Annotated in this window: 19 protein-coding genes and 1 pseudogene; 2 read left to right on the top strand and 18 right to left on the bottom strand. The window is 69.6% G+C overall.

What is annotated here, in order from left to right:
• Nucleotides 1–2 precede the first annotated feature (2 nt).
• The 18 genes and pseudogenes from IFU11_RS01145 to IFU11_RS01230 all read right to left on the bottom strand — a co-directional run bounded on the left by IFU11_RS01145 (nt 3) and on the right by IFU11_RS01230 (nt 16,819).
• Nucleotides 3–590 (bottom strand): PH-like domain-containing protein, encoded by a 588-nt coding sequence (locus tag IFU11_RS01145; RefSeq protein WP_192017949.1) that lies wholly within the window; start codon nt 588–590, stop codon nt 3–5.
• Complete coding sequence (locus tag IFU11_RS01150) at nt 590–1,957, bottom strand: dihydroorotase (protein WP_371742686.1); 1,368 nt, start codon at nt 1,955–1,957, stop codon at nt 590–592. The genes IFU11_RS01145 and IFU11_RS01150 overlap by 1 nt, the downstream gene beginning before the upstream one ends.
• On the bottom strand, nt 1,950–2,909 hold the full coding sequence (locus IFU11_RS01155) for an aspartate carbamoyltransferase catalytic subunit (protein WP_071260160.1): 960 nt from the start codon (nt 2,907–2,909) through the stop codon (nt 1,950–1,952). The genes IFU11_RS01150 and IFU11_RS01155 overlap by 8 nt, the downstream gene beginning before the upstream one ends.
• Nucleotides 2,906–3,451: pseudogene (pyrR, locus tag IFU11_RS01160) on the bottom strand (bifunctional pyr operon transcriptional regulator/uracil phosphoribosyltransferase PyrR); the annotation flags it as partial. The gene IFU11_RS01155 and the pseudogene pyrR, both read right to left, overlap by 4 nt.
• 68 nt (nt 3,452–3,519) lie before the next feature.
• Nucleotides 3,520–3,930: a VOC family protein gene (locus IFU11_RS01165; RefSeq protein ID WP_159880285.1), complete on the bottom strand. Its 411-nt coding sequence runs from the start codon at nt 3,928–3,930 to the stop codon at nt 3,520–3,522.
• Between the two features lie 2 nt (nt 3,931–3,932).
• On the bottom strand, nt 3,933–4,349 hold the full coding sequence (nusB, locus tag IFU11_RS01170) for a transcription antitermination factor NusB (RefSeq protein WP_064293834.1): 417 nt from the start codon (nt 4,347–4,349) through the stop codon (nt 3,933–3,935).
• Entirely contained in the window at nt 4,346–4,909 is a 564-nt protein-coding gene (gene efp, locus IFU11_RS01175) for an elongation factor P (RefSeq protein ID WP_056005785.1), read from the bottom strand. The genes nusB and efp overlap by 4 nt, the downstream gene beginning before the upstream one ends.
• Before the next feature lie 116 nt (nt 4,910–5,025).
• Entirely contained in the window at nt 5,026–5,469 is a 444-nt protein-coding gene (locus tag IFU11_RS01180; RefSeq protein ID WP_191941106.1) for a type II 3-dehydroquinate dehydratase, read from the bottom strand.
• 52 nt (nt 5,470–5,521) lie between these two features.
• Nucleotides 5,522–6,619: a 3-dehydroquinate synthase gene (aroB, locus tag IFU11_RS01185; RefSeq protein WP_191941105.1), complete on the bottom strand. Its 1,098-nt coding sequence runs from the start codon at nt 6,617–6,619 to the stop codon at nt 5,522–5,524.
• On the bottom strand, nt 6,616–7,134 hold the full coding sequence (locus IFU11_RS01190; RefSeq protein ID WP_192017950.1) for a shikimate kinase: 519 nt from the start codon (nt 7,132–7,134) through the stop codon (nt 6,616–6,618). The genes aroB and IFU11_RS01190 overlap by 4 nt, the downstream gene beginning before the upstream one ends.
• Entirely contained in the window at nt 7,127–8,341 is a 1,215-nt protein-coding gene (gene aroC, locus IFU11_RS01195) for a chorismate synthase (protein WP_064293830.1), read from the bottom strand. Before aroC ends, IFU11_RS01190 begins: the two co-directional genes overlap by 8 nt.
• A gap of 92 nt (nt 8,342–8,433) precedes the next feature.
• Nucleotides 8,434–9,333, bottom strand: a complete 900-nt coding sequence (locus tag IFU11_RS01200) for a shikimate dehydrogenase (protein WP_192017951.1) — start codon at nt 9,331–9,333, stop codon at nt 8,434–8,436.
• Nucleotides 9,334–9,349: 16 nt separating this feature from the next.
• Entirely contained in the window at nt 9,350–10,918 is a 1,569-nt protein-coding gene (mltG, locus tag IFU11_RS01205; RefSeq protein ID WP_229938877.1) for an endolytic transglycosylase MltG, read from the bottom strand.
• A gap of 13 nt (nt 10,919–10,931) precedes the next feature.
• Entirely contained in the window at nt 10,932–11,402 is a 471-nt protein-coding gene (ruvX, locus tag IFU11_RS01210; protein ID WP_138947071.1) for a Holliday junction resolvase RuvX, read from the bottom strand.
• 1 nt (nt 11,403) lies between these two features.
• Nucleotides 11,404–14,058, bottom strand: a complete 2,655-nt coding sequence (gene alaS / locus IFU11_RS01215) for an alanine--tRNA ligase (RefSeq protein WP_192017952.1) — start codon at nt 14,056–14,058, stop codon at nt 11,404–11,406.
• Nucleotides 14,059–14,127: 69 nt separating this feature from the next.
• The gene (locus IFU11_RS01220; RefSeq protein ID WP_079002498.1) at nt 14,128–14,361 is read right to left on the bottom strand and encodes a hypothetical protein; all 234 of its coding nucleotides are present in this window, start codon (nt 14,359–14,361) and stop codon (nt 14,128–14,130) included.
• Between the two features lie 160 nt (nt 14,362–14,521).
• Nucleotides 14,522–15,151: a 30S ribosomal protein S4 gene (gene rpsD, locus IFU11_RS01225; RefSeq protein WP_137241687.1), complete on the bottom strand. Its 630-nt coding sequence runs from the start codon at nt 15,149–15,151 to the stop codon at nt 14,522–14,524.
• Between the two features lie 222 nt (nt 15,152–15,373).
• The gene (locus tag IFU11_RS01230) at nt 15,374–16,819 is read right to left on the bottom strand and encodes a replication-associated recombination protein A (protein WP_137241688.1); all 1,446 of its coding nucleotides are present in this window, start codon (nt 16,817–16,819) and stop codon (nt 15,374–15,376) included.
• Nucleotides 16,820–17,003: 184 nt separating this feature from the next.
• Here IFU11_RS01230 and IFU11_RS01235 point away from each other — a divergent pair, with 184 nt between their 5' ends.
• Nucleotides 17,004–17,810, top strand: a complete 807-nt coding sequence (locus tag IFU11_RS01235) for a peptidylprolyl isomerase (RefSeq protein WP_079705920.1) — start codon at nt 17,004–17,006, stop codon at nt 17,808–17,810.
• 133 nt (nt 17,811–17,943) lie between these two features.
• A complete protein-coding gene (locus IFU11_RS01240; protein WP_369808437.1) occupies nt 17,944–19,173 on the top strand; it encodes a DUF349 domain-containing protein in 1,230 nt (409 codons plus the stop codon).
• The last annotated feature ends 4 nt before the right edge of the window (nt 19,174–19,177 follow it).

Raw genomic sequence — 19,177 nt, forward strand, 5'->3', positions numbered from 1 at the left:
GGTCAAGCCCTCTCGTGAGGCGGTGGGGTGGAGTCGTCGGCCGAGGTGATGTCGGCGACGGTGTCTGAGGTGCCGGTCGGCCGGAGTCCGGCGTCCGCGGCGGGGATGAGGCTCGTGACGGTGTCGATGATGCGGGCGCGGTCCGCCTGCTCGAGGACGCGGAAGGTGCTGTCCGCGATCACCGTCGGGACGGGGCGCCAGCTCAGGCGGATGAGCCCGCCCGGCTCGACGACCCGGTCGATCGTGAGGTTGGTCTGGTCGACGCCGACGATGCTCGTCGCCGGGATGAACGTCGGCCGCTCCCCCGGGACGTCGACGACGACTCCGGCGGCTCCGAGTTCGAGCGTGACCCGGGATCGGTAGCGCAGTCCCTGCAATGCCAGCCGTTCGAGCGGCTGGTCGTGCTTCGACGTCGCGACGTAGAGGACCTCGACCGTCAGTGACGGGACCGGCCGCGGGTCGGGGAGCTCCGCGAGGGGACCGACCTGGGCGTCGCGCGCGACGCGGCGTCGCCAGGCGAAGGCCATGAGGGCGAGGATGCCGAGGAGGACGAGGGCGACGAGGACGGCCGCGAGGATCCGCCCGTCCATCAGTGCTCGACCTCCGCGGATCGCGCGGCGCGGCGTGCTGCGGTCGCGACCTGCTCCGTCGGGAGCACGGCGCCGTCCAGGACGGTCGCGTAGCCCCGGTGGAAGGTGGCGACGACGCGGCCGGGCAGCTCCAGGCCGAGGTAGGGCGAGTTCACGCCCTTGCCGGCCAGGTCAGCCGTGCCGAACGGACGGGTGGCGGCGGTGTCGTAGAGCACGACCTCCGCCGGAGCGCCGGCCTCGATCGAAGCCCCCTGCCCGGTGATCCGTCCGATCCTCGCCGGCGTCGCCGAGAGCACCCGGGCGACGTCGTTCCAGTCCAGGAGCCCGGTCGCGACCATCGACGCGTGCACGACGGAGAGGGCGGACTCGAGGCCCACCATGCCGTTCGCGGCGGCGTCCCACTCGCAGTCCTTGGCCTCGACCGGGTGCGGTGCGTGGTCCGTCGCGACGATGTCGATCGTGCCGTCTGCGAGGGCCTCGCGCAGCGCCTGGACGTCCTCGGCGCGTCGCAGGGGCGGGTTCACCTTGTACCGGGCGTCGTAGCTCGCCACCAGCTCCTCCGTGAGCAGCAGGTGGTGCGGCGTGACCTCGGCCGTGACGGGGATGCCCCGAGCCTTCGCCCAGCGGATGACGTCGACGGAACCGGCCGTCGAGACGTGGCAGATGTGGAGGCGGGAACCCACGTGCTCGGCGAGGAGCACATCGCGGGCGATGATCGACTCCTCGGCGACAGCCGGCCACCCGGTGAGCCCGAGTTCGCCGGAGAGGGCGCCCTCGTTCATCTGCGCACCGACGGTGAGCCGGGGCTCCTGTGCGTGCTGGGCGATCACGCCGTCGAAGGCCTTCACGTACTCCAGCGCACGGCGCATGAGCAGCGGGTCGGACACGCAGAGGCCGTCGTCCGAGAAGACCCGGACCTTGGCACGCGAGGAGGCCATGGCGCCGAGTTCGGCGAGTCGTTCCCCGGCGAGTCCGACCGTCACGGCACCGATCGGCTGCACCGTGGCGTAGCCGGCGCGTTCACCGAGCGACTGCTCCTGCTCGACGACCCCGGCCGTGTCCGCCACCGGCGAGGTGTTGGCCATCGCGAACACCGCGGTGAAGCCGCCGGCGGCTGCGGCACGCGTGCCGGTGAGCACCGTCTCGCTCTGCTCGAACCCGGGTTCCCGGAGATGCGTGTGGAGGTCGACGAGCCCGGGCAGCGCGAGGAGGCCGTCCGCGTCGATGACGGTCGCGCCGACGGCGCTCAGCCCGGAGCCGCGTTCCGCGATCCGTCCGTCGCGCAGGAGGAGGTCGGTGCGTGTCCCGTCGGCGAGCGTCGCTCCGGTGATCAGGGTGACGTCGTGGTTCGAAGTGGGCTCAGACACGGGTGGATTCCTCTCGATCGCCGGACAGCAGCAGGTACAACGCGGCCATCCGGACCGACACCCCGTTGGCGACCTGTTCGAGGACGGTCGACCGGGGTGAGTCGGCTGCCCCGGACGAGATCTCCAGACCGCGGTTCATCGGCCCGGGGTGCATGACAATGCTAGCCGGATCGAGGCGGGCGAGCCGCTCGTCGTCGAGCCCCCAGCGCCTGGAATACTCCCGGCTGTTCGGGAAAAAGGCGGCGTGCATGCGTTCGGACTGGATCCGGAGCATCATCAGCACGTCGGGACGCTGGGCGATCGCGTCGTCCAGGTCGTAGCGGACGGTTGCCGGCCAGGGGCCGAGGTCCACCGGAAGCAGTGTCGGCGGGGCGACGAGGGTCACCTCGGCGCCGAGCGTGTCGAGCAGCCAGACGTTCGATCGGGCGACCCGGGAATGCAGGATGTCGCCGACGATCGTCACCGCCACCCCGTCGAGCGCGCGACCGCGGGAACGCTCGCCGTGAAGGCGCTTGCGCATCGTGAACGCGTCCAGGAGGGCCTGCGTCGGGTGCTCGTGCGTCCCGTCCCCCGCGTTCAGGATGCCGGCGTCGATCCAGCCGCTGTCGGCGAGGGTCTGCGGCGCACCGGAGGCGGAGTGTCGGATCACGACGGCGTCGGCATGCATCGCGGCGAGGGTCTGTGCGGTGTCCTTCAGGCTTTCACCCTTCGAGACGCTCGACCCCTTGGCGCTGAAGGTGATGACGTCTGCGGACAGCCGTTTGGCGGCAGCCTCGAACGAGATGCGCGTGCGGGTCGAGTCCTCGAAGAAGAGGTTGACGACCGTCTTCCCACGGAGGGTCGGGAGCTTGCGGACCTCACGGAACTGCGTCTCGGCCATGTCCTCCGCGACGTCGAGGATCTCGATCGCCTCGTCGCGGGTGAGGGTCTTCGTCGACAGCAGGTGCCTCATTCGCCGCTCCCCTCGATCGTCACCGAGTCGTCACCGTCGAACTCCGTGAGCCGGACGAAGATGCGTTCCGCCTGCGAGGAGGGCAGGTTCTTCCCCACGAAGTCGGGTCGGATCGGGAGCTCGCGGTGCCCGCGGTCGACGAGCGCGGCGAGCCGCACGACGCGCGGGCGGCCCAGGTCGGTCAGGGCGTCGAGGGCGGCGCGGATCGTGCGTCCCGAGTACAGGACGTCGTCGACGAGGACGACCGTGCGCCCGTCGATCCCCTGTGGCGGCAGCGTCGTGGGTTGCGGTGCACGGGTCGGGTGCTTCGCCAGGTCGTCGCGGTACATCGTGACGTCGAGTGCACCCGAGACGATGGTCGCGCCCGAGATCGAGGAGATCGTGGCGGCGATCCGCTTCGCGAGGATGACTCCGCGCGTCGGGATGCCCAGGATCACGAGGTCGTCTGCTCCGCGGTTGGACTCGAGGATCTCGTGGGAGATCCGAGTCAACGCCCGCGCGATGTCAGCTTCGTGCAGCACGGTACGTGCGCTCATCGCCGACTCCCTTCTCCGCCTCTCTGGACGGTCTTAAAGGTTGTCTTGGTCAACACCCGAGCCTAGCAGTCGGATCAGGCCTCGTAGAGCTCCAACGGGAGGCCGTCGGGATCGAAGAAGAACAGCATCTTCCGCGAAGTGTGGGGGTCGATCCGGACGTCTTCGACGCGGACACCCAGCTCCACCAGACGGGCGTGGCCGGCGTCGACGTCGTCGACCGCGAAGGCGAGGTGCCGCAGTCCGAGCGCTTCGGGTCCGGATGCGCGCGCCGGCGGGTCCGGGAAGGAGAACAGCTCGATGAGGTATTCACCGTTCAGGGCGAGGTCGCCCATCCAGGAGTCGCGCTCGGCCCGGTACACCTCGGTGAGCAGCTCGCAGCCGAGCACCGAGGTGTAGAAGCGCTTCGAGGCCTCGTAGTCGCTGGCGATGATCGCGATGTGGTGCACGCGCTTCAGCGGCAGGGCCGGACCGGTCTCGTCGCTCATCGTCACCGCGGGTTGATCTGCGAGATCTTGCCGAGCAGGCCGTTGATGAAGCCGGCGGAGTCGTCGGTCGACAGCGTCTTGGCCGCCTCGACCGCTTCGTCGATGGCCACGCCGTGCGGCACCTCGTCGTTGAACAGGATCTCCCAGATCGCGATCCGGAGGATGGCCCGGTCGACCGTGGGCATCCGCGCGAGCGTCCAGCCCTGCGCGTACGTCTCGATCTGTTCGTCGATCTCCTCGGCGTGGTCACCGACGCCGTCGACGATCTCCCGCGCGTACAACCAGGAGGCCTGGCGGTCGGGCTCGCTGACGGCGCGAGAGGCTTCCGCGGACAGGACTTCAGCGAGGGTCTGCTGACGGACGTCGGCCTGGTACAGCAGATCGAGGGCGCGCTTGCGCGCCTTGGTACGAGCGCTCACTCGTTGACGCGACCGAGGTAGTCACCGGTGCGGGTGTCGACCTTGACCTTGGTGCCGGTCTCGAGGAAGAGCGGGACCTGGATCTCGTAGCCGGTCTCGACGGTCGCCGGCTTCGTGCCACCGGTCGAGCGGTCGCCCTGGAGCCCGGGTTCCGTGTAGGTGACCTCGAGGATGACCGACGCGGGGAGTTCGACGTACAGCGGGTTGCCGTTGTTGAGCGCGACCGTGACGTCCTGGTTCTCGAGGAGGAAGTTCTTGGTGTCGCCGACGACGACGGCGGGGATGGTGATCTGGTCGTAGTCGCTCTTGTCCATGAAGACGAAGGAGTCGCCGTCCGCGTACAGGTAGGTGAAGTCGCGGCGGTCGACGTTCTCGACGTCGATCTTCGTGCCGGCGTTGTACGTCTTGTCGACCACCTTGCCGGTCATGATGTTCTTCATCTTGGTGCGGACGAACGCGCCACCCTTGCCCGGCTTGACGTGCTGGAACTCGATCACCGTCCAGAGCTGCCCGTCGATGTTCAGGACGATGCCGTTCTTGATGTCAGCGGTAGAAGCCATGCGCGAAAATGTCCGTTCGTGGAAAGTGTGCGGCCGGATACGACCCAACGAACGAGTGTAACCGCTGCGAGGACCCGTGACCAACGCGCCCGTGGTGGACCAGGACGCCTCGCACGTCACTCGGCGCTGCGGCGGACCACGAGGTCGAGGGCGAGGCGGTACGAGTCGAAGCCGAAACCGGCGATCACGCCGGTCGCGACACCGGAGATCACGCTCGTGTGACGGAAGGCTTCGCGGGCGTGTGGATTCGAGAGGTGCACCTCGACGAGCAGGAGGCCTGCCTTCGTGACCATGGCCGCAGCGTCGCGGAGCCCGTAGCTGTAGTGGGTGAACGCCGCGGGGTTGAGGATCACGGACGTGCCGGCGTCGACGGCCTCGTGGAGCCAGCCGATCAGCTCGCCCTCGTCGTCCGTCTGACGCAGGTCGATCCGCGTCCCGTCGCCCGCGTCGGCCTCGAGCACGGTGCGCAGCGCAACGAGGTCGGCAGAGCCGTAGACGTCGGGTTCACGGCTGCCGAGGCGGCCGAGGTTCGGTCCGTTGAGGACGAGCACGGTGGTCATGAGTCGAGGGTATCCGTTCGGGACGAGCGCTCACGGAGCGCGACGGCGTCGGTCAGGAGCCGATCTCCTGGTAGGCGGCGAAGAGCAGCGAGGTCTCGGGCCCCTGGAGGACGGTCGGCTTGGCGAGGTCGTCGAGCACGATGAACCGCAACATCGAACCACGCGTCTTCTTGTCGCGCTGCATCGTCGCGAGCAGGGTGTTCCAGCGACCCACCGGATAGGCGATCGGCAGGCTGAGGAGCTCCAGGACGCGACGGTGGCGGTCGACGACCTCGTCCGACAGTCGGCCGGCGAGGCGGGACAGCTCGGCGACGTACATCATGCCGATCGCCACCGCGGCACCGTGTCGCCACTGGTACCGCTCGGCGTGCTCGATGGCGTGCCCGAGCGTGTGCCCGTAGTTGAGGATCTCGCGGAGGCCCTGCTCGGTGAAGTCCTCGCTGACGACGTCGGCCTTCATCCGGATCGCGAGCTCGATGCAGCGGCGGAAGGCGGGCGTGTCGGGGTCGGTCGCGGCGTCGACGTCGGCCTCGATGAGGTCGAGGATCTCCGGGTAGCGGATGAACCCGGCCTTGGCCACCTCGGCGAACCCTGCGAGGATCTCGTTCTTCGGGAGGGTGTCGAGCGTGTCGAGATCGCAGACGACGGCGGCCGGGGCGTAGAAGGCGCCGACGAGGTTCTTGCCTTCCGCGGTGTTGATGCCCGTCTTGCCGCCCACGGCCGCGTCGACCATGCCGAGGACCGTCGTGGGGACCTGCACGAGTCGGACGCCGCGCAGCCAGGTGGCGGCGACGAAGCCGGCGAGGTCGGTGACCGCGCCACCGCCGAACCCGATGACCGCGTCGGAGCGCGTGAAGTCGGCCTGCCCGAGGACTCCCCAGCAGAACGCGGCGACCTCGACCCGTTTCCCGGCCTCGGCGTCCGGCACCTCGGCGAGCAGTACCTGGTACCGGTCGCTCAGGGTCTCGCGCAGCTTGGCCGCCTTCTCGCCCAGCGTCGCCGGGTGGACGATGAGGACCCGCTGCACGCCGGTCCCGAGGGCGCCGACGAGCACGTCCTCCAGCCCTCTCCCGATCGTGATGGGGTACGGGGAGGATCCCGTCACTTCGATGACGGTCCGCTCGGTCGGGGTGGTCGGTTCGGTGCTCATGCAGGCTCCTTCACCCAGGCGACGAGCTCGTCGACGATGCCTGAGATGGGTCGGTGCGAGGTGTCGAAGGTGACATCCGCGAGTCGTTCGTACACCGGACGCCGGGCGGCGGCGATACGCGACCAAGCGCCGGGGTCGTCGCGGAGCAGTGGACGCTTGTCGAGGTTGGCCCGTGCCAGCACGGCCTCCTCGGTGACCGTCAGCAGCACGACACGTGCATCGGCGAGCTCACGCTGCGTGTCCTCGTCGAGGACCGCTCCCCCGCCGAGCGACACGATCGCCGGCTGCTCGAGCGCGGCGGCGACCGCCGCACGCTCCAGGGCACGGAAGTGCGCCTCGCCGTGTCGCTCGAAGATGCGCGCGATCGCGCCGTGCTCGCCGGACACGACGTTGTCGGTGTCGACGAACGGCACTCCCAGGCGCTTCGCCAACTGCTTGCCGACCCGGCTCTTCCCCGACCCCATCGGTCCGATGAGGACGACGGGGAGTCGGAGATCGACGGCCTGCTCAGGCATCGGCGCTGGAGGCGTGGTCGCCTCGCGTGCGCAGGTTCGACGGGATCGCTGCCAGGTATCCGTCGAGGTTGCGCTTCGTCTCGGGGACCGAGTCGCCACCGAACTTCTCGAGCACCGCTTCGGCGAGGACCAGCGCCACCATCGCCTCGGCCACGACACCGGAGGCCGGGACCGCGCAGACGTCCGAGCGCTGGTGGTGCGCGGTGGCGGCCTCGCTCGTCGCGACGTCGACCGTGCGGAGCGAGTGCGGGACGGTCGCGATCGGCTTCATGCCGGCACGGACGCGGAGGACCGTACCGGTGGTCATGCCACCCTCGGTGCCACCGGCGCGGTCGCTCTGTCGGGCGATGCCGTCGCTCTCCTGGACGAGCTCGTCGTGGGCCGCGGAACCGCGACGCGTCGTCGTGAGGAAGCCGTCGCCGACCTCCACACCCTTGATGGCCTGGATACCCATGAGCGCTGCTGCGAGCCGTGCGTCGAGTCGTCGGTCCCAGTGGACGTAGGAGCCGAGCCCCGGCGGGAGCCCGTAGGCCAAGACCTCGACGATGCCGCCGAGGGTGTCGCCGTCCTTCTTGGCCGCGTCGACCTCGGCGACCATGCGCTCCGAGGTCGCCTTGTCGAAGCAGCGCAACGGATCGGCGTCGAGCGCGTCGACGTCGGCCGGGACCGGCAGCGGGCTGTCTTCGGGAACGCGCACCGGGCCGATCGACAGCGTGTGGCTGACGAGGGTGATGCCCAGCTCGCCGAGGAAGGAGCGCGCGACGGCACCGAGGGCCACGCGCGCAGCGGTCTCGCGTGCGCTGGCGCGTTCGAGCACGGGACGCGCCTCGTCGAAGCCGTACTTCTGCATGCCCGTCAGGTCGGCGTGCCCGGGACGCGGACGGGTCAGCGCGGCGCTGCGGCCACGAGACTTGTCGGAGATCTCGGTCGGCTCGGGGCTCATGACCTCGGCCCACTTCGGCCACTCGGTGTTGCCGATGCGGATCGCGATCGGGCTACCCATGGAGAAGCCGTGGCGGACGCCGCCGGACAGGTTGAGCTCGTCCTCCTCGAACTTCATGCGGGATCCTCGGCCGTAGCCGAGCTTCCGTCGGGCGAGGTCGGCGCGGACGCCGTCCATGGAGATGGGGACGCCGGACGGGAGTCCCTCGAGGACGGCGATGAGTTCCGGGCCGTGAGACTCTCCGGCAGTGAGCCAACGAAGCATGGTCCTATCCTTCCATAGAGCCGGGACGCGACCGTGCGCCTTCGGTCGACGGCCCGGCGGGTGTGCAGGTGGGCCGGATGCGTCCGGAGCGGTCAGTGCGAGGCGACCGGCGCCCCGGTGTGATCGAGGTGGACCGTGTCGAGCATCGCCCCGAGCACCGTCGTCTCGTCCTCGAGCGGCAGGAGCGGATCGCCGAGGACGAAGATCCGGACCTGGAGCAACGCCTGGTGCACGAGCATCGACAGCCCACTGAGGACCGACCCGCCGGCCTGCGACCACGCCTCCGCGAGCACACTCGGCCACGGGTCGTAGGCGACGTCGAGGAGGAGCGCGCCTGGAGCATGGGACAGGACCGGACCCGGTTCGGTGAGGGCGCCGCCGGGAAGGGTGCTGATCACGAGTGGTGCGTCAGGCGTCTCACCGTCGAGCGGCCCTGAGGCGAACCGCAGCCCCAACCGGCCGGCGAGGTCCTCGAGTGGTCGCGCCTGAGCTGGTCGTCGGAGCGCCACGTGGACGTGCTCGGCACCGAGGTCCGCCGCTGCCATGATCGCCGAGGAGGCCGTCGCTCCCCCGCCCAGGACGACCGCGGACGCGATCGTGTCGACGCCGGCCGCCCCGATCGCGCGGACGATGCCGCCGACGTCGGTGTTGAACCCCTCGATCCGACGGGATCCGTCTTCGGCTCGGCGGAGGCGTAGCGTGTTGACCGCCCCGGTCTCGGTTGCGGCGCGGTCGGCCACGTCGGCCAGCTCGAGCGCGCGATGCTTCAGGGGCATGGTCAGCGAGAGCCCCCGCCAGTCCGAGCCGAGGTCGTCGAGGAAGGCCGACAGGCCGGCCGCCTCGAGTTCGTGGCGACCGTAGTCCCAGTCGAGCCCCAGCACCCGGTACGCGGCCTCGTGCAGTGCCGGGGACTTGGAGTGGGCGATGGGCGCGCCGAGCACGGCGAGCCGCGGCTGCCCGTCCTCGCCGTGACCCGGCCCTGTTCCACTCATGTGCGCCACGCTCCCGCTACTGGTACTCGGGATGCTCGTCCATCCAGGACAGCCACTTGTCGACCGCGGCCTCGTGCTCCTCCTGGGTGGTGGAGAAGATCGTCTCGCCGGAGTCGAGGTTCCAGGTGACGAAGTAGAGCCAGGGTCCGTCGGCCGGGTGCAGCGCGGCGTCGATCGCGAGGTCACCCGGGTTCGAGATCGGTCGCACGACCATGCCCGGGTGGACGTAGGTGTTGTACGGGTTCGAAGCGTCGGCGCGCTCGGCGTCCGTGGTCGACACGCGGTGGGTGTTGCCCGTCCCGTACGCGACCGTGGCGTCGGACTGCAGCAGACCGCTCTCCCACTGGGCCGGGTCCAGCCGGTTGAGGAAGACCCGCGACACCTTGTAGTAGTCGTCGCGGAGGCCCGCCTCCTTCTGGATGAGCGAGGCCAGGACGATGGTCTTCCAGCGGTCCTCGGGCTTCACCCCGGCGTCGTCGAGCGCCTGGAACGACCGGTTCACGAGGGTCTGGAGGACGGCGTGCGCATCGCCGCCGTCGGGGAGGCTGTAGGTCGCCGGGAAGAGGAACCCCTCGAGCGAGGTCGCCTCGGCGGGGAGACCGAAGGACGCGACGTCGGCGGCCGCCGCCTGGAGTTCCTCCAGCGGGATGCCGGTGCCCTCCGCGATCGACGGCAGGGCGTCCTGCTCAGCGGTGCCCTCGGGGATGACGAAGGTGTCCTCCATGCGGTTCGCCTCATCGGTCAGCGCAGCAAGGGCGGATTCGGCGCTCATCTTGAGCTTCAGCTTGTAGGCGCCCGGGAAGAACTCCGGCTGGGTGGGCTGTGCGAGGAGGAGGTCGTAGAAGGCGTCGAACGACTTCGTGACCCCGGCGTCGTGCAGGCTCGTCGCGATGTCCTCGCCGATGTCGCCCTCGTTGACCATGACGACGGCCTCGCCGCTACCGGCACCCTCGTAGTCGTTCGGTTCCTCCCAGCCGAGCACCTTGCGGATCTGCGGCTCGTAACTCGTCCACACGACCGCGGCGCACGCGACGAGACCCCCGACGACGACGATCGACACGATGAGCGCGATGAGTCCGCGACGACCACGTCGGCGCTTCGGCGGTTCCCCGCCGGCCAGCGCACGACGGCGCCCCCGATGGATCGGCTGTGGCCCGCTGTCGTTCGCCGTGTCGCCCTCAGCGAGCAGGTCCTCGAACGCGGGGATGGTCATGGTCCTGGCCCGGGACGCTGAGGACTCGGTGTCGTCCGACTCGGGGGCACGTGAGGTCGGCCCGCTCAGGAGTGTGTCGCTCGCGGCCGTCTCGCTGACGCTGGAGCCACTCGACGACGCGGTCGTGGGGGCGTCGACCGAGGAGGCGTCGATCGACGTGGCGCCGGTCGGGGCCGGTTCGGCCGTGTCGCTCGGAGCATTCCCGTCGACGGGCTCGGACGGCGACGAAGCGGCTTCCGCGGCCTCCCGCTGCTGACGTGCCTCGCGTCGGGACAGTGGCACCGGCTGCTCCCCCGCGGCGTTCCGCTCGGACGTGAAGAGGTCGGCGAGCGGATCGTCTGCTGGGTTGTTCTGAGGTGTCAGATTCGACACAGGCACGTCCTGTTCACGGGTCGACGGGGCTTCCGGGGGGTCGCCCCGAACCGCGTTCGGCGTCGAGGGCGTACTGCAAGAGTATGACGGCCGCCACCTGATCGACAATCGAGCGGGTCTGCTTCTGTCGTTTCCCAGCGGAGCGCAAGGCGCTGTGGGCGGTCACCGTCGTCAGCCGCTCGTCGACGAGACGGGCCGGGACACCCGTGATCGACCTGAGTCGGGCGGCGAACTCCCGGGCGTCCTGCGTGGACGCCGTGTCCTTCCCCGACAGGGCGATCGGGAGACCGACGACGAGCTCCACGGCGCCGAGTTCTTCGGCGATGACCGCGATCGCCCGGATGTCGGCGTCGCCGCCGAGGTCCCGTGGGACCGTCTCCACCGGCGTGGCCAACAGGCCGTCGGGATCGCTTCTCGCGACCCCGACCCTGGCCTTCCCGACGTCGATCCCGAGTCGGACTCCGCGACGGAAGCCGTCCGTCATCTCAGGCGATCTCGCGGGCGATCGCCGCGAGGGCGTCGCCGAGTGCGGTGGCGTCGACGCCGCCACCCTGTGCGAGGTCGTCCTTCCCACCACCGTTGCCGCCGAGGACACCGGCCGCGACCCGGACGAGGACGCCTGCCTTGAGTCCGGCGTCGCGGGCACCCTGGTTCGTCGCGACGACGATCGCGGGCTTCCCGCCGACGACCGCGCCCAGGGCGACGACCGCCGGGCTCGCGCCGAGCTGCTCGCGGAGCTGCGTGACGAGCGTCCTGACGTCGTTCGGTGACCCGAGCTCGCCCAGGTGCTCGGCGACGAGCGACACCGGGCCGACGCGGTGAGCGGTCTGCGCCAATGCCGGGAGGCGTTCGCTCAGCCCACGGGCTTCGAACGCGGCGATCTTCTTCTCAGCGGCCTTGAGGTTCGCGACCAGTTCGGCAATGCGGTCGGGCAGCTGCTCCTTCGGCGTCTTGAGGCTGCCGGAGAGCTGTGACACGAGCGCCCGCTCGGCGGCGAGGTCGCGGAAGGCCTCGAGTCCGACGAGCGACTCCGCCCGACGGTTCGTCGAGCCGACGGACGACTCGCTGACGAGGTTGATCAACCCGATCTCGGCACTTGAGCTGACGTGCGTGCCCGCACACAGCTCACGCGACCACGGCCCGCCGATGTCGACGACGCGGACGGTCTCGCCGTACTTCTCGCCGAACAGCGCCATGGCGCCGAGCGCCTTCGCGTCGTCGAGCGCCATCTCGCGGGTGCTCACCTGCAGGTTGTCGCGGATGGCGTTGTTGGAGATCTCCTCGATCTCCGACTTCGTCGCCGGTGACAGCGGCTGGTTCCAGGTGAAGTCGAGCCGCAGGTACCCGGCCTTGTTCGACGAACCGGACTGGTGGGCGCTGTCGCCCAGGACCTGTCGCAGGGCTGCGTGGATGATGTGCGTGCCGGAGTGCGCCTGCTGCGCGCCGCGGCGGTAGCTCGCGTCGACGATGGTCGTCGCCGGTGCGTCCACGCCGACCTCGCCCTGGCTCACCTGCACCTTGTGCGCGATGAGACCCTTGACCGGCTTCTGCACGTCGAGCACCTCGAGCTCGTATCCGGGACCGACGATGACGCCCTGGTCGGCCTCCTGCCCGCCGGACTCGGCGTACAGCGAGGTCTCCGCCAGGATCACCTCGGCGATGTCACCGGCGACCGCGCGCTGCACCGGGTGTCCGCCCACGATGATGCCGAGGATGCGGCTCTCGGTCTCGAGCTCGGTGTAGCCGGTGAACACGGTCTCGCCCTTGGCGCGGATGTCGCTGTAGACCGAGAGGTCGGCGAGGACGCTCTTCTTCGCCTTCGCGTCGGCCTTCGCCCGCTGGCGCTGCGCGGTCATGAGCGAATCGAACGCGTCACGGTCGACTGAGAGGCCGGCCTCCTCCGCGATCTCGAGGGTCAGGTCGATCGGGAAACCGTAGGTGTCGTGCAGGAGGAACGCGGAGTCGCCGGCGAGGGCCGTCCGGCCCGTGCCCTTGGTCTGCTCGAGCGCGAGGTCGAGGATGGTCGTGCCGCTGGCCAGCGTCCGGAGGAAGGTCTCCTCCTCGGCGTAGGCGCTCTGCGAGATCCGGCCGAAGTCGGTCTCGACCTCCGGGTAGGCCGCCTTCATGGCGTCGCGCGACGCGGAGAACAGCTCGGGGAACGTCGCGGTGTCGACGCCGAGGAGGCGCATCGCACGGACGGTCCGTCGCATGAGGCGGCGGAGGATGTACCCGCGTCCCTCGTTCGACGGCGTGATGCCGTCGCTCATGAGCATGAGCGACGAACGCACGTGGTCGGCGATGACGCGCATCCGGACGTCGTCGTCGTGGTCGGCGCCGTAGCGACGGCCGCTCAACTCGGCGGCGCGATCGAGGACCGGGCGCACCTGGTCGATCTCGTACATGTTCTCGACGCCCTGCTTGAGGAAGGCGACCCGCTCGAGCCCCATGCCGGTGTCGATGTTCTTCTTCGGGAGTTCGCCGACGATGTCGAAGTCGACCTTGCCGCGCACGTTCTCGATCAGGTACTGCATGAAGACGAGGTTCCAGATCTCGACGTACCGGTCGTCGTCGGTCGCCGGGCCGCCGTCGGCTCCGTACGCGGGACCGCGGTCGAAGAAGATCTCCGAGCACGGGCCGGCCGGTCCGGGCTGACCCGTCGACCAGTAGTTCGTGTCCTTGTCGAGCCGCTGGATGCGGTGCTCGGGGAGCCCTGCGACGCGCTTCCAGAGGTCGATCGCTTCGTCGTCGTCCTTGTACACGGTGACCCAGAGGTCCTTCTCGTCGAAGGCGAGGCCGCCGCTCGACTCACTGCCGGTCAGGAGCTCCCACGCGTAGGTGATCGCCCCCTCCTTGAAGTAGTCGCCGAAGGAGAAGTTGCCGTTCATCTGGAAGAAGGTGCCGTGCCGGGGCGTCTTGCCCACCTCTTCGATGTCGTTGGTGCGGATGCACTTCTGGACGCTCGTGGCGCGATCGAACGGCGCGGGGACGACGCCGGTGAGGTACGGCACGAACGGCACCATGCCGGCGACCGTGAAGAGGAGCGAGGGGTCGTCGCTGACGAGGGAGGCGGAGGGGACGACGGTGTGCCCCCGATCGCCGAAGAAGGTGAGCCAGCGGGAGCGGATGTCAGCGGTGTCCATGGTGTCCGTACGTCAGGGGTGTGCGTGTCGATGTTCGTGCGCTGCGGCGATGCCCGTCCGGGCGTGCCGCTACGGCTTGGTGAGGTCTTCTGCGGCGTCCTCGACGCGCGCGACGACGGACTCAGCCGTGTCGCGCAGCTGCGCCTCGCGCTCCTTGTAGGCGTCGCCGACGGTGTCGGTGAACTCCCTGACGCGTGAGTCCAGCTCGGAGAAGAACCGCTTGCCGGACTGTGTCTTGTTGATCTCGTGGGCGACGACGAAGCCGGCGCCGATGCCGACGATCAGCCAGAACACGTTCTTCATGGGGAACTCCTCATCTGCGGTGCGACCACCCGGGCGTCGCCGGGCGTACCAAGCATCCATCGTAGTCGAGCGCGGTGGACCGATGGCGTCGTACAACGACGAAGAGGCACCGGCCGGAGCCGATGCCTCTTCGTGTGGTGCCCGGAGCCGGGCCGCAGGCCTAGCGGGCTGCGTAGTACTCGACGACGAGCTGCACTTCACAGGTCACAGGGACCTCGGCGCGCTTCGGGCGACGCTCGAGACGCGCCTGGAGCTTGTCGAGCTCGACCGAGAGGTACGCGGGCACCTTCGGCAGGACGTCGACGTGACCGCCGGCAGCGGCGACCTGGAAGGGCTCGGTGCCCTCGGAGCGCGGCTTGACGTGGATGAGCTGGCCCGGCTTCACGCGGAAGGACGGGCGGTCGACGAGCTGGCCGTCGACCATGATGTGGCGGTGCACGACCATCTGGCGAGCCTGAGCCGTGGTGCGGGCGAAACCGGAGCGGAGGACGAGCGCGTCGAGACGGGTCTCGAGGATCTCGACGAGGTTCTCACCCGTCAGGCCCTGGGTGCGACGTGCCTCCTGGAAGGCGATCTTGAGCTGGGCCTCGCGGATGCCGTACTGGGCGCGCAGACGCTGCTTCTCGCGCAGACGGACGGCGTAGTCGCTGTCGGCCTTGCGCTTGCTGCGGCCGTGCTCACCGGGAGCGTAGGGACGCTTCTCGAGGTACTTGGCGGCCTTCGGGGTGAGGGCGATGCCGAGTGCCCGCGAGAGGCGGGTCTTGCTGCGGGTACGTGACTTGGTAGACACGGTTTCCTTTCGATGAAGTCTCAAACGATGAATGACCGGCGCGAAGACGCGTCGGTGATCCGGAATCACACCGGACAAAGTCAGAGGGGTCCGCCGGGGCTGTTCGGCTACAGAACACGCCCGTCGAACACGGTGATCGAGCAGCCGCGCAGTCACACCGGTTCTAGGCGGATCAATACTAGCACGACGTGCCCCGGTCGCCGGGCCGCCGCGACCCGACGTTCACTCGCCCCGGACGATCTTCCGGAGTTTGTCCAACCGTGCCGAGATGTCGCGTTCGTGGCCGTGGTCGGTGGGCTGGTAGTACCGGACGTCGCGGAGCTCGTCGGGCAGGTACTGCTGGGCGACGACACCGATCGGGTGGTCGTGCGGGTAGCGGTAGCCCTTGCCGTGTCCGAGGCGCTTGGCGCCCGCGTAGTGGGCGTCGCGCATCGGCTTCGGCACACGTCCGAAGGCTCCGGCCCTGACGTCGGCGATGGCCTGGTCGATGGCGACGTAGGCCGCGTTCGACTTGGCGGCGGTGGCCAGGTACACCACGGCCTCGGCCAGCGGGATGCGACCCTCGGGCATGCCGATGAACTGGACGGCGTCGGCGGCCGCCACGGCGATGGGCAGCGCCTGCGGGTCGGCGATGCCGATGTCCTCGGCCGCGGAGATGATGATGCGGCGGGCGATGAAGCGCGGGTCCTCCCCCGCCTCGATCATCCGAGCGAGGTAGTGCAGCGCGGCGTCAACGTCGGATCCGCGGATGCTCTTGATGAACGCGCTGATGACGTCGTAGTGCTCGTCGCCGTTGCGGTCGTATCGGAGCAGGGCGCGGTCGACCGCCTGCGAGACGAGCTCATCGGTGATGACGGGACCGCGGGGCGCCCGCGTCGCGGTGTCGGAGTCCACCCCGTCTTCGTCGTCTTCATCATCCTCATCGCCGACGTCGAGGAGGCCCGCGTCGTCGAGATCGAGCTCGTCGGGGTCGACCGGAGCGCCGAGATCGGAGTCGGCGGCGATCGCGGCCGCCTCCAACGCCGTCAGGGCTCGTCGGGCATCGCCGGAGGACAACTGGATGATCGCGGCGCGGGCCTCCGGCGTCACGGTGAAGCGACCGGCCAGGCCGCGAGGGTCGGTCACGGCGCGGTCGATGAGGATGCCGAGGTCGTCGTCGCTCAGCTGTTCGAGCGTGAGGAGCAGCGAACGCGAGAGCAGCGGGGAGATGACGGAGAACGACGGGTTCTCGGTCGTCGCGGCGACCAGGATGACCCAGCCGTTCTCCACGCCGGGGAGCAGGGCGTCCTGCTGGGCCTTCGTGAACCGGTGGATCTCGTCGAGGAAGAGGACGGTGGAGCTGCCATAGAGGTCGCGGCTCGACATCGCCTCCTCCATGACCTGCCGGACGTCCTTGACGCCCGCCGTCACGGCCGAGAGCTCGACGAACCGGCGACCGGAGCTGTGCGCGATGGCCTGCGCCAGCGTCGTCTTCCCGGTGCCCGGTGGGCCCCAGAGGATGACGGACACGGCCGCCTGCGTCCCCTCGTTGTCGCTCGCCAGACGGACGAGCGGCGAGCCGGGACGGAGCAGGTGCTGCTGGCCGGCGACCTCCTCGAGGCTGCGGGGCCGCATGCGCACCGCGAGCGGGACCGGTGCGCCGGCGATGCCGGGTCCTCGACTGAACATTCCACCAGGCTAGCCGCAGCCTGCGACACGCGGACCCGCTGCAGAACGGGGTCGCCGCCGTCGTGCGCCGTTTGGTCCGCGCGGAGCGCTCCCCGTAAGGTTCTCCTGGGCAGTCCGCCGCGGGCGTGGTGCCAGATGACAGCGCGATGCCGCCGCTCGGCCGACGGCACCTGGAGGGAACGACGTGGCAACGAGCAAGGGTCCGGACAAAGAGGCACGCGCAGCACGCGCACGACTGCGCGCCTACAACGCCCGGCGCACCGTGCACGAGCACCGCTCCAAGCGCCGCGTCCGCGACAACGTGATCGCCGCTGCGGCGCTCGTCGTCATCCTTGCCGGTGCCACGGCTGCGCAGGTGTTCTTCTTCGCCGGCGGTCCGGGCACCCCGGTCGCGACGCCCACCGCCTCCGCCGAGGCCGGGGCCTGCGGTGTCACCGGGGCCACGGACGGCGCCAACACCGGCGAGGTCCCCGCGAGTACGATCGCCGAGGACCGCGACTGGAGCGGTGAGATGACGATCAACGACGTCGTCATGAACCTCACCCTCGACGGCGCCTGCGCGCCGCAGGGTGTCTCCTCCTTCATCTCCCTCGCCCAGTCCGGCTTCTACGACGGCGTCACCTGCCACCGCCTCACGACGAGCGGCATCTACGTCCTGCAGTGCGGCGACCCCGACGGCACCGGCACCGGCGGCCCCGGGTACAGCTACGGCCCGGTCGAGAACGCACCGACGGACGACGTCTACCCGGCCGGCACCATCGCCATGGCGCGCCAGGGCGGGAACGGCTACAGCAACGGTTCGCAGTTCTTCCTCGTGTACCAGGACTCCACCATCCCGTCCGACGCCGCCGGCGGCTACACCGTGCTCGGCCAGATCACGAGTGGTCTCGACCAGCTCGTCTCGGGCGTCGTGTCCGGCGGCGTCGCGGACGGCAGCGGTGACGGTGCTCCAGCGGTCCCGGCCACCATCACCTCGGTGACGGTCCAGTAGCGCGTGCAGTAACCTGCACCAGACGGAACCGACCGGCGCAAGCGGTCGCCCCGAGCAGGACTCGGGGTAATAGGCTTGTGGATCGATCACGATCGCCACGAACGGCGGTCAACACACAGCAAGGGTGATGCGCGTGACCAGTCCAGAGATCGAACCGTGGGGTCGTGTCGACGACGACGGCACCGTCTACGTCCGTGAGGCCGACGGTGAACGAGCGGTCGGACAGTACCCCGACGGTTCCAAGGAGGAGGCGCTCGCGTACTTCGAGCGCAAGTTCACGGACCTCGCCGGACAGGTGACGCTCCTCGAGCAGCGCGCGAAGCGCGGTGCACCGGCGACGGACGTCGCGAAGGCTGTGAAGTCGATCACCAAGCAGGTCGAGTCCGCCAACGCGGTCGGCAACCTCCAGGCGCTCCTGACCCGCCTCGCGGCGCTCGACGGCACCGTGAGCGAGCTGACCGAGGCGCAGAGCCAGGAGACCAAGGCAGCCCTCGAGGAAGCGGCACGTGCGCGTCTCGCGATCGTCGAGGAAGCCGAACAGCTCGCGCAGCAGGATCCGGCACGGGTGCAGTGGAAGCAGACCTCGGCGCGACTCGACGAACTCTTCGCCGAGTGGCAGCGCCAGCAGCACGACGGACCTCGTCTCGCGAAGAACGACGCCAACGACCTCTGGAAGCGGTTCCGGACGGCGCGCGCGACGATCGAGCAGCACCGTCGTGCGTTCTACACGGAGCTGGACTCGGTCCACAAGGAAGCACGCGCGATCAAGCAGAAGCTCGTCGAGCGCGCCGAGGCCCTCATCGCCAAGGGCGCCGAGGGCATCCCCGCCTACCGCAGCCTGCTCGACGAGTGGAAGGCCTCCCCGCGTGCCGGGAAGCGCCAGGACGACGCACTCTGGGCGAAGTTCAAGGCCGCGGGCGACGCGATCTACGGCGCCAAGGCCGAGATCGACGCGCGCGACAACGAGGAGTTCCAGGGCAACCTGGATCTGAAGCTCGCGGTGTTGGCGGATGCCGAGCCGATCCTGGCCGACACGAACCGGGACTCGGCGCGCAAGGCGCTCACCGACATCCAGCGTCGGTGGGACGAGATCGGCAAGGTCCCGCGCGAGCAGGTCCGCGTCGTCGAAGACCGTCTCCGCAAGATCGAGACCCACGTCAAGCAGCTTGAGGACGAGCACTGGAAGCGCAACAACCCCGAGACGAAGGCTCGCACCGAGGGGCTCGCGAGCCAGCTCGCCGATGCCATCGCCAAGCTCGAGGACGAGGTCGAGGCGGCACGAGCGTCCGGTGACGCCGACCGGCTCACCGCGGCCATCGAGGCGCTGGATGCACGCAAGGCGTGGCTCGGGGCGATCCGCTAGGCGG

This window comes from Plantibacter sp. CFBP 8804 (assembly GCF_014841225.1).
Lineage (GTDB): Bacteria > Actinomycetota > Actinomycetes > Actinomycetales > Microbacteriaceae > Plantibacter > Plantibacter auratus.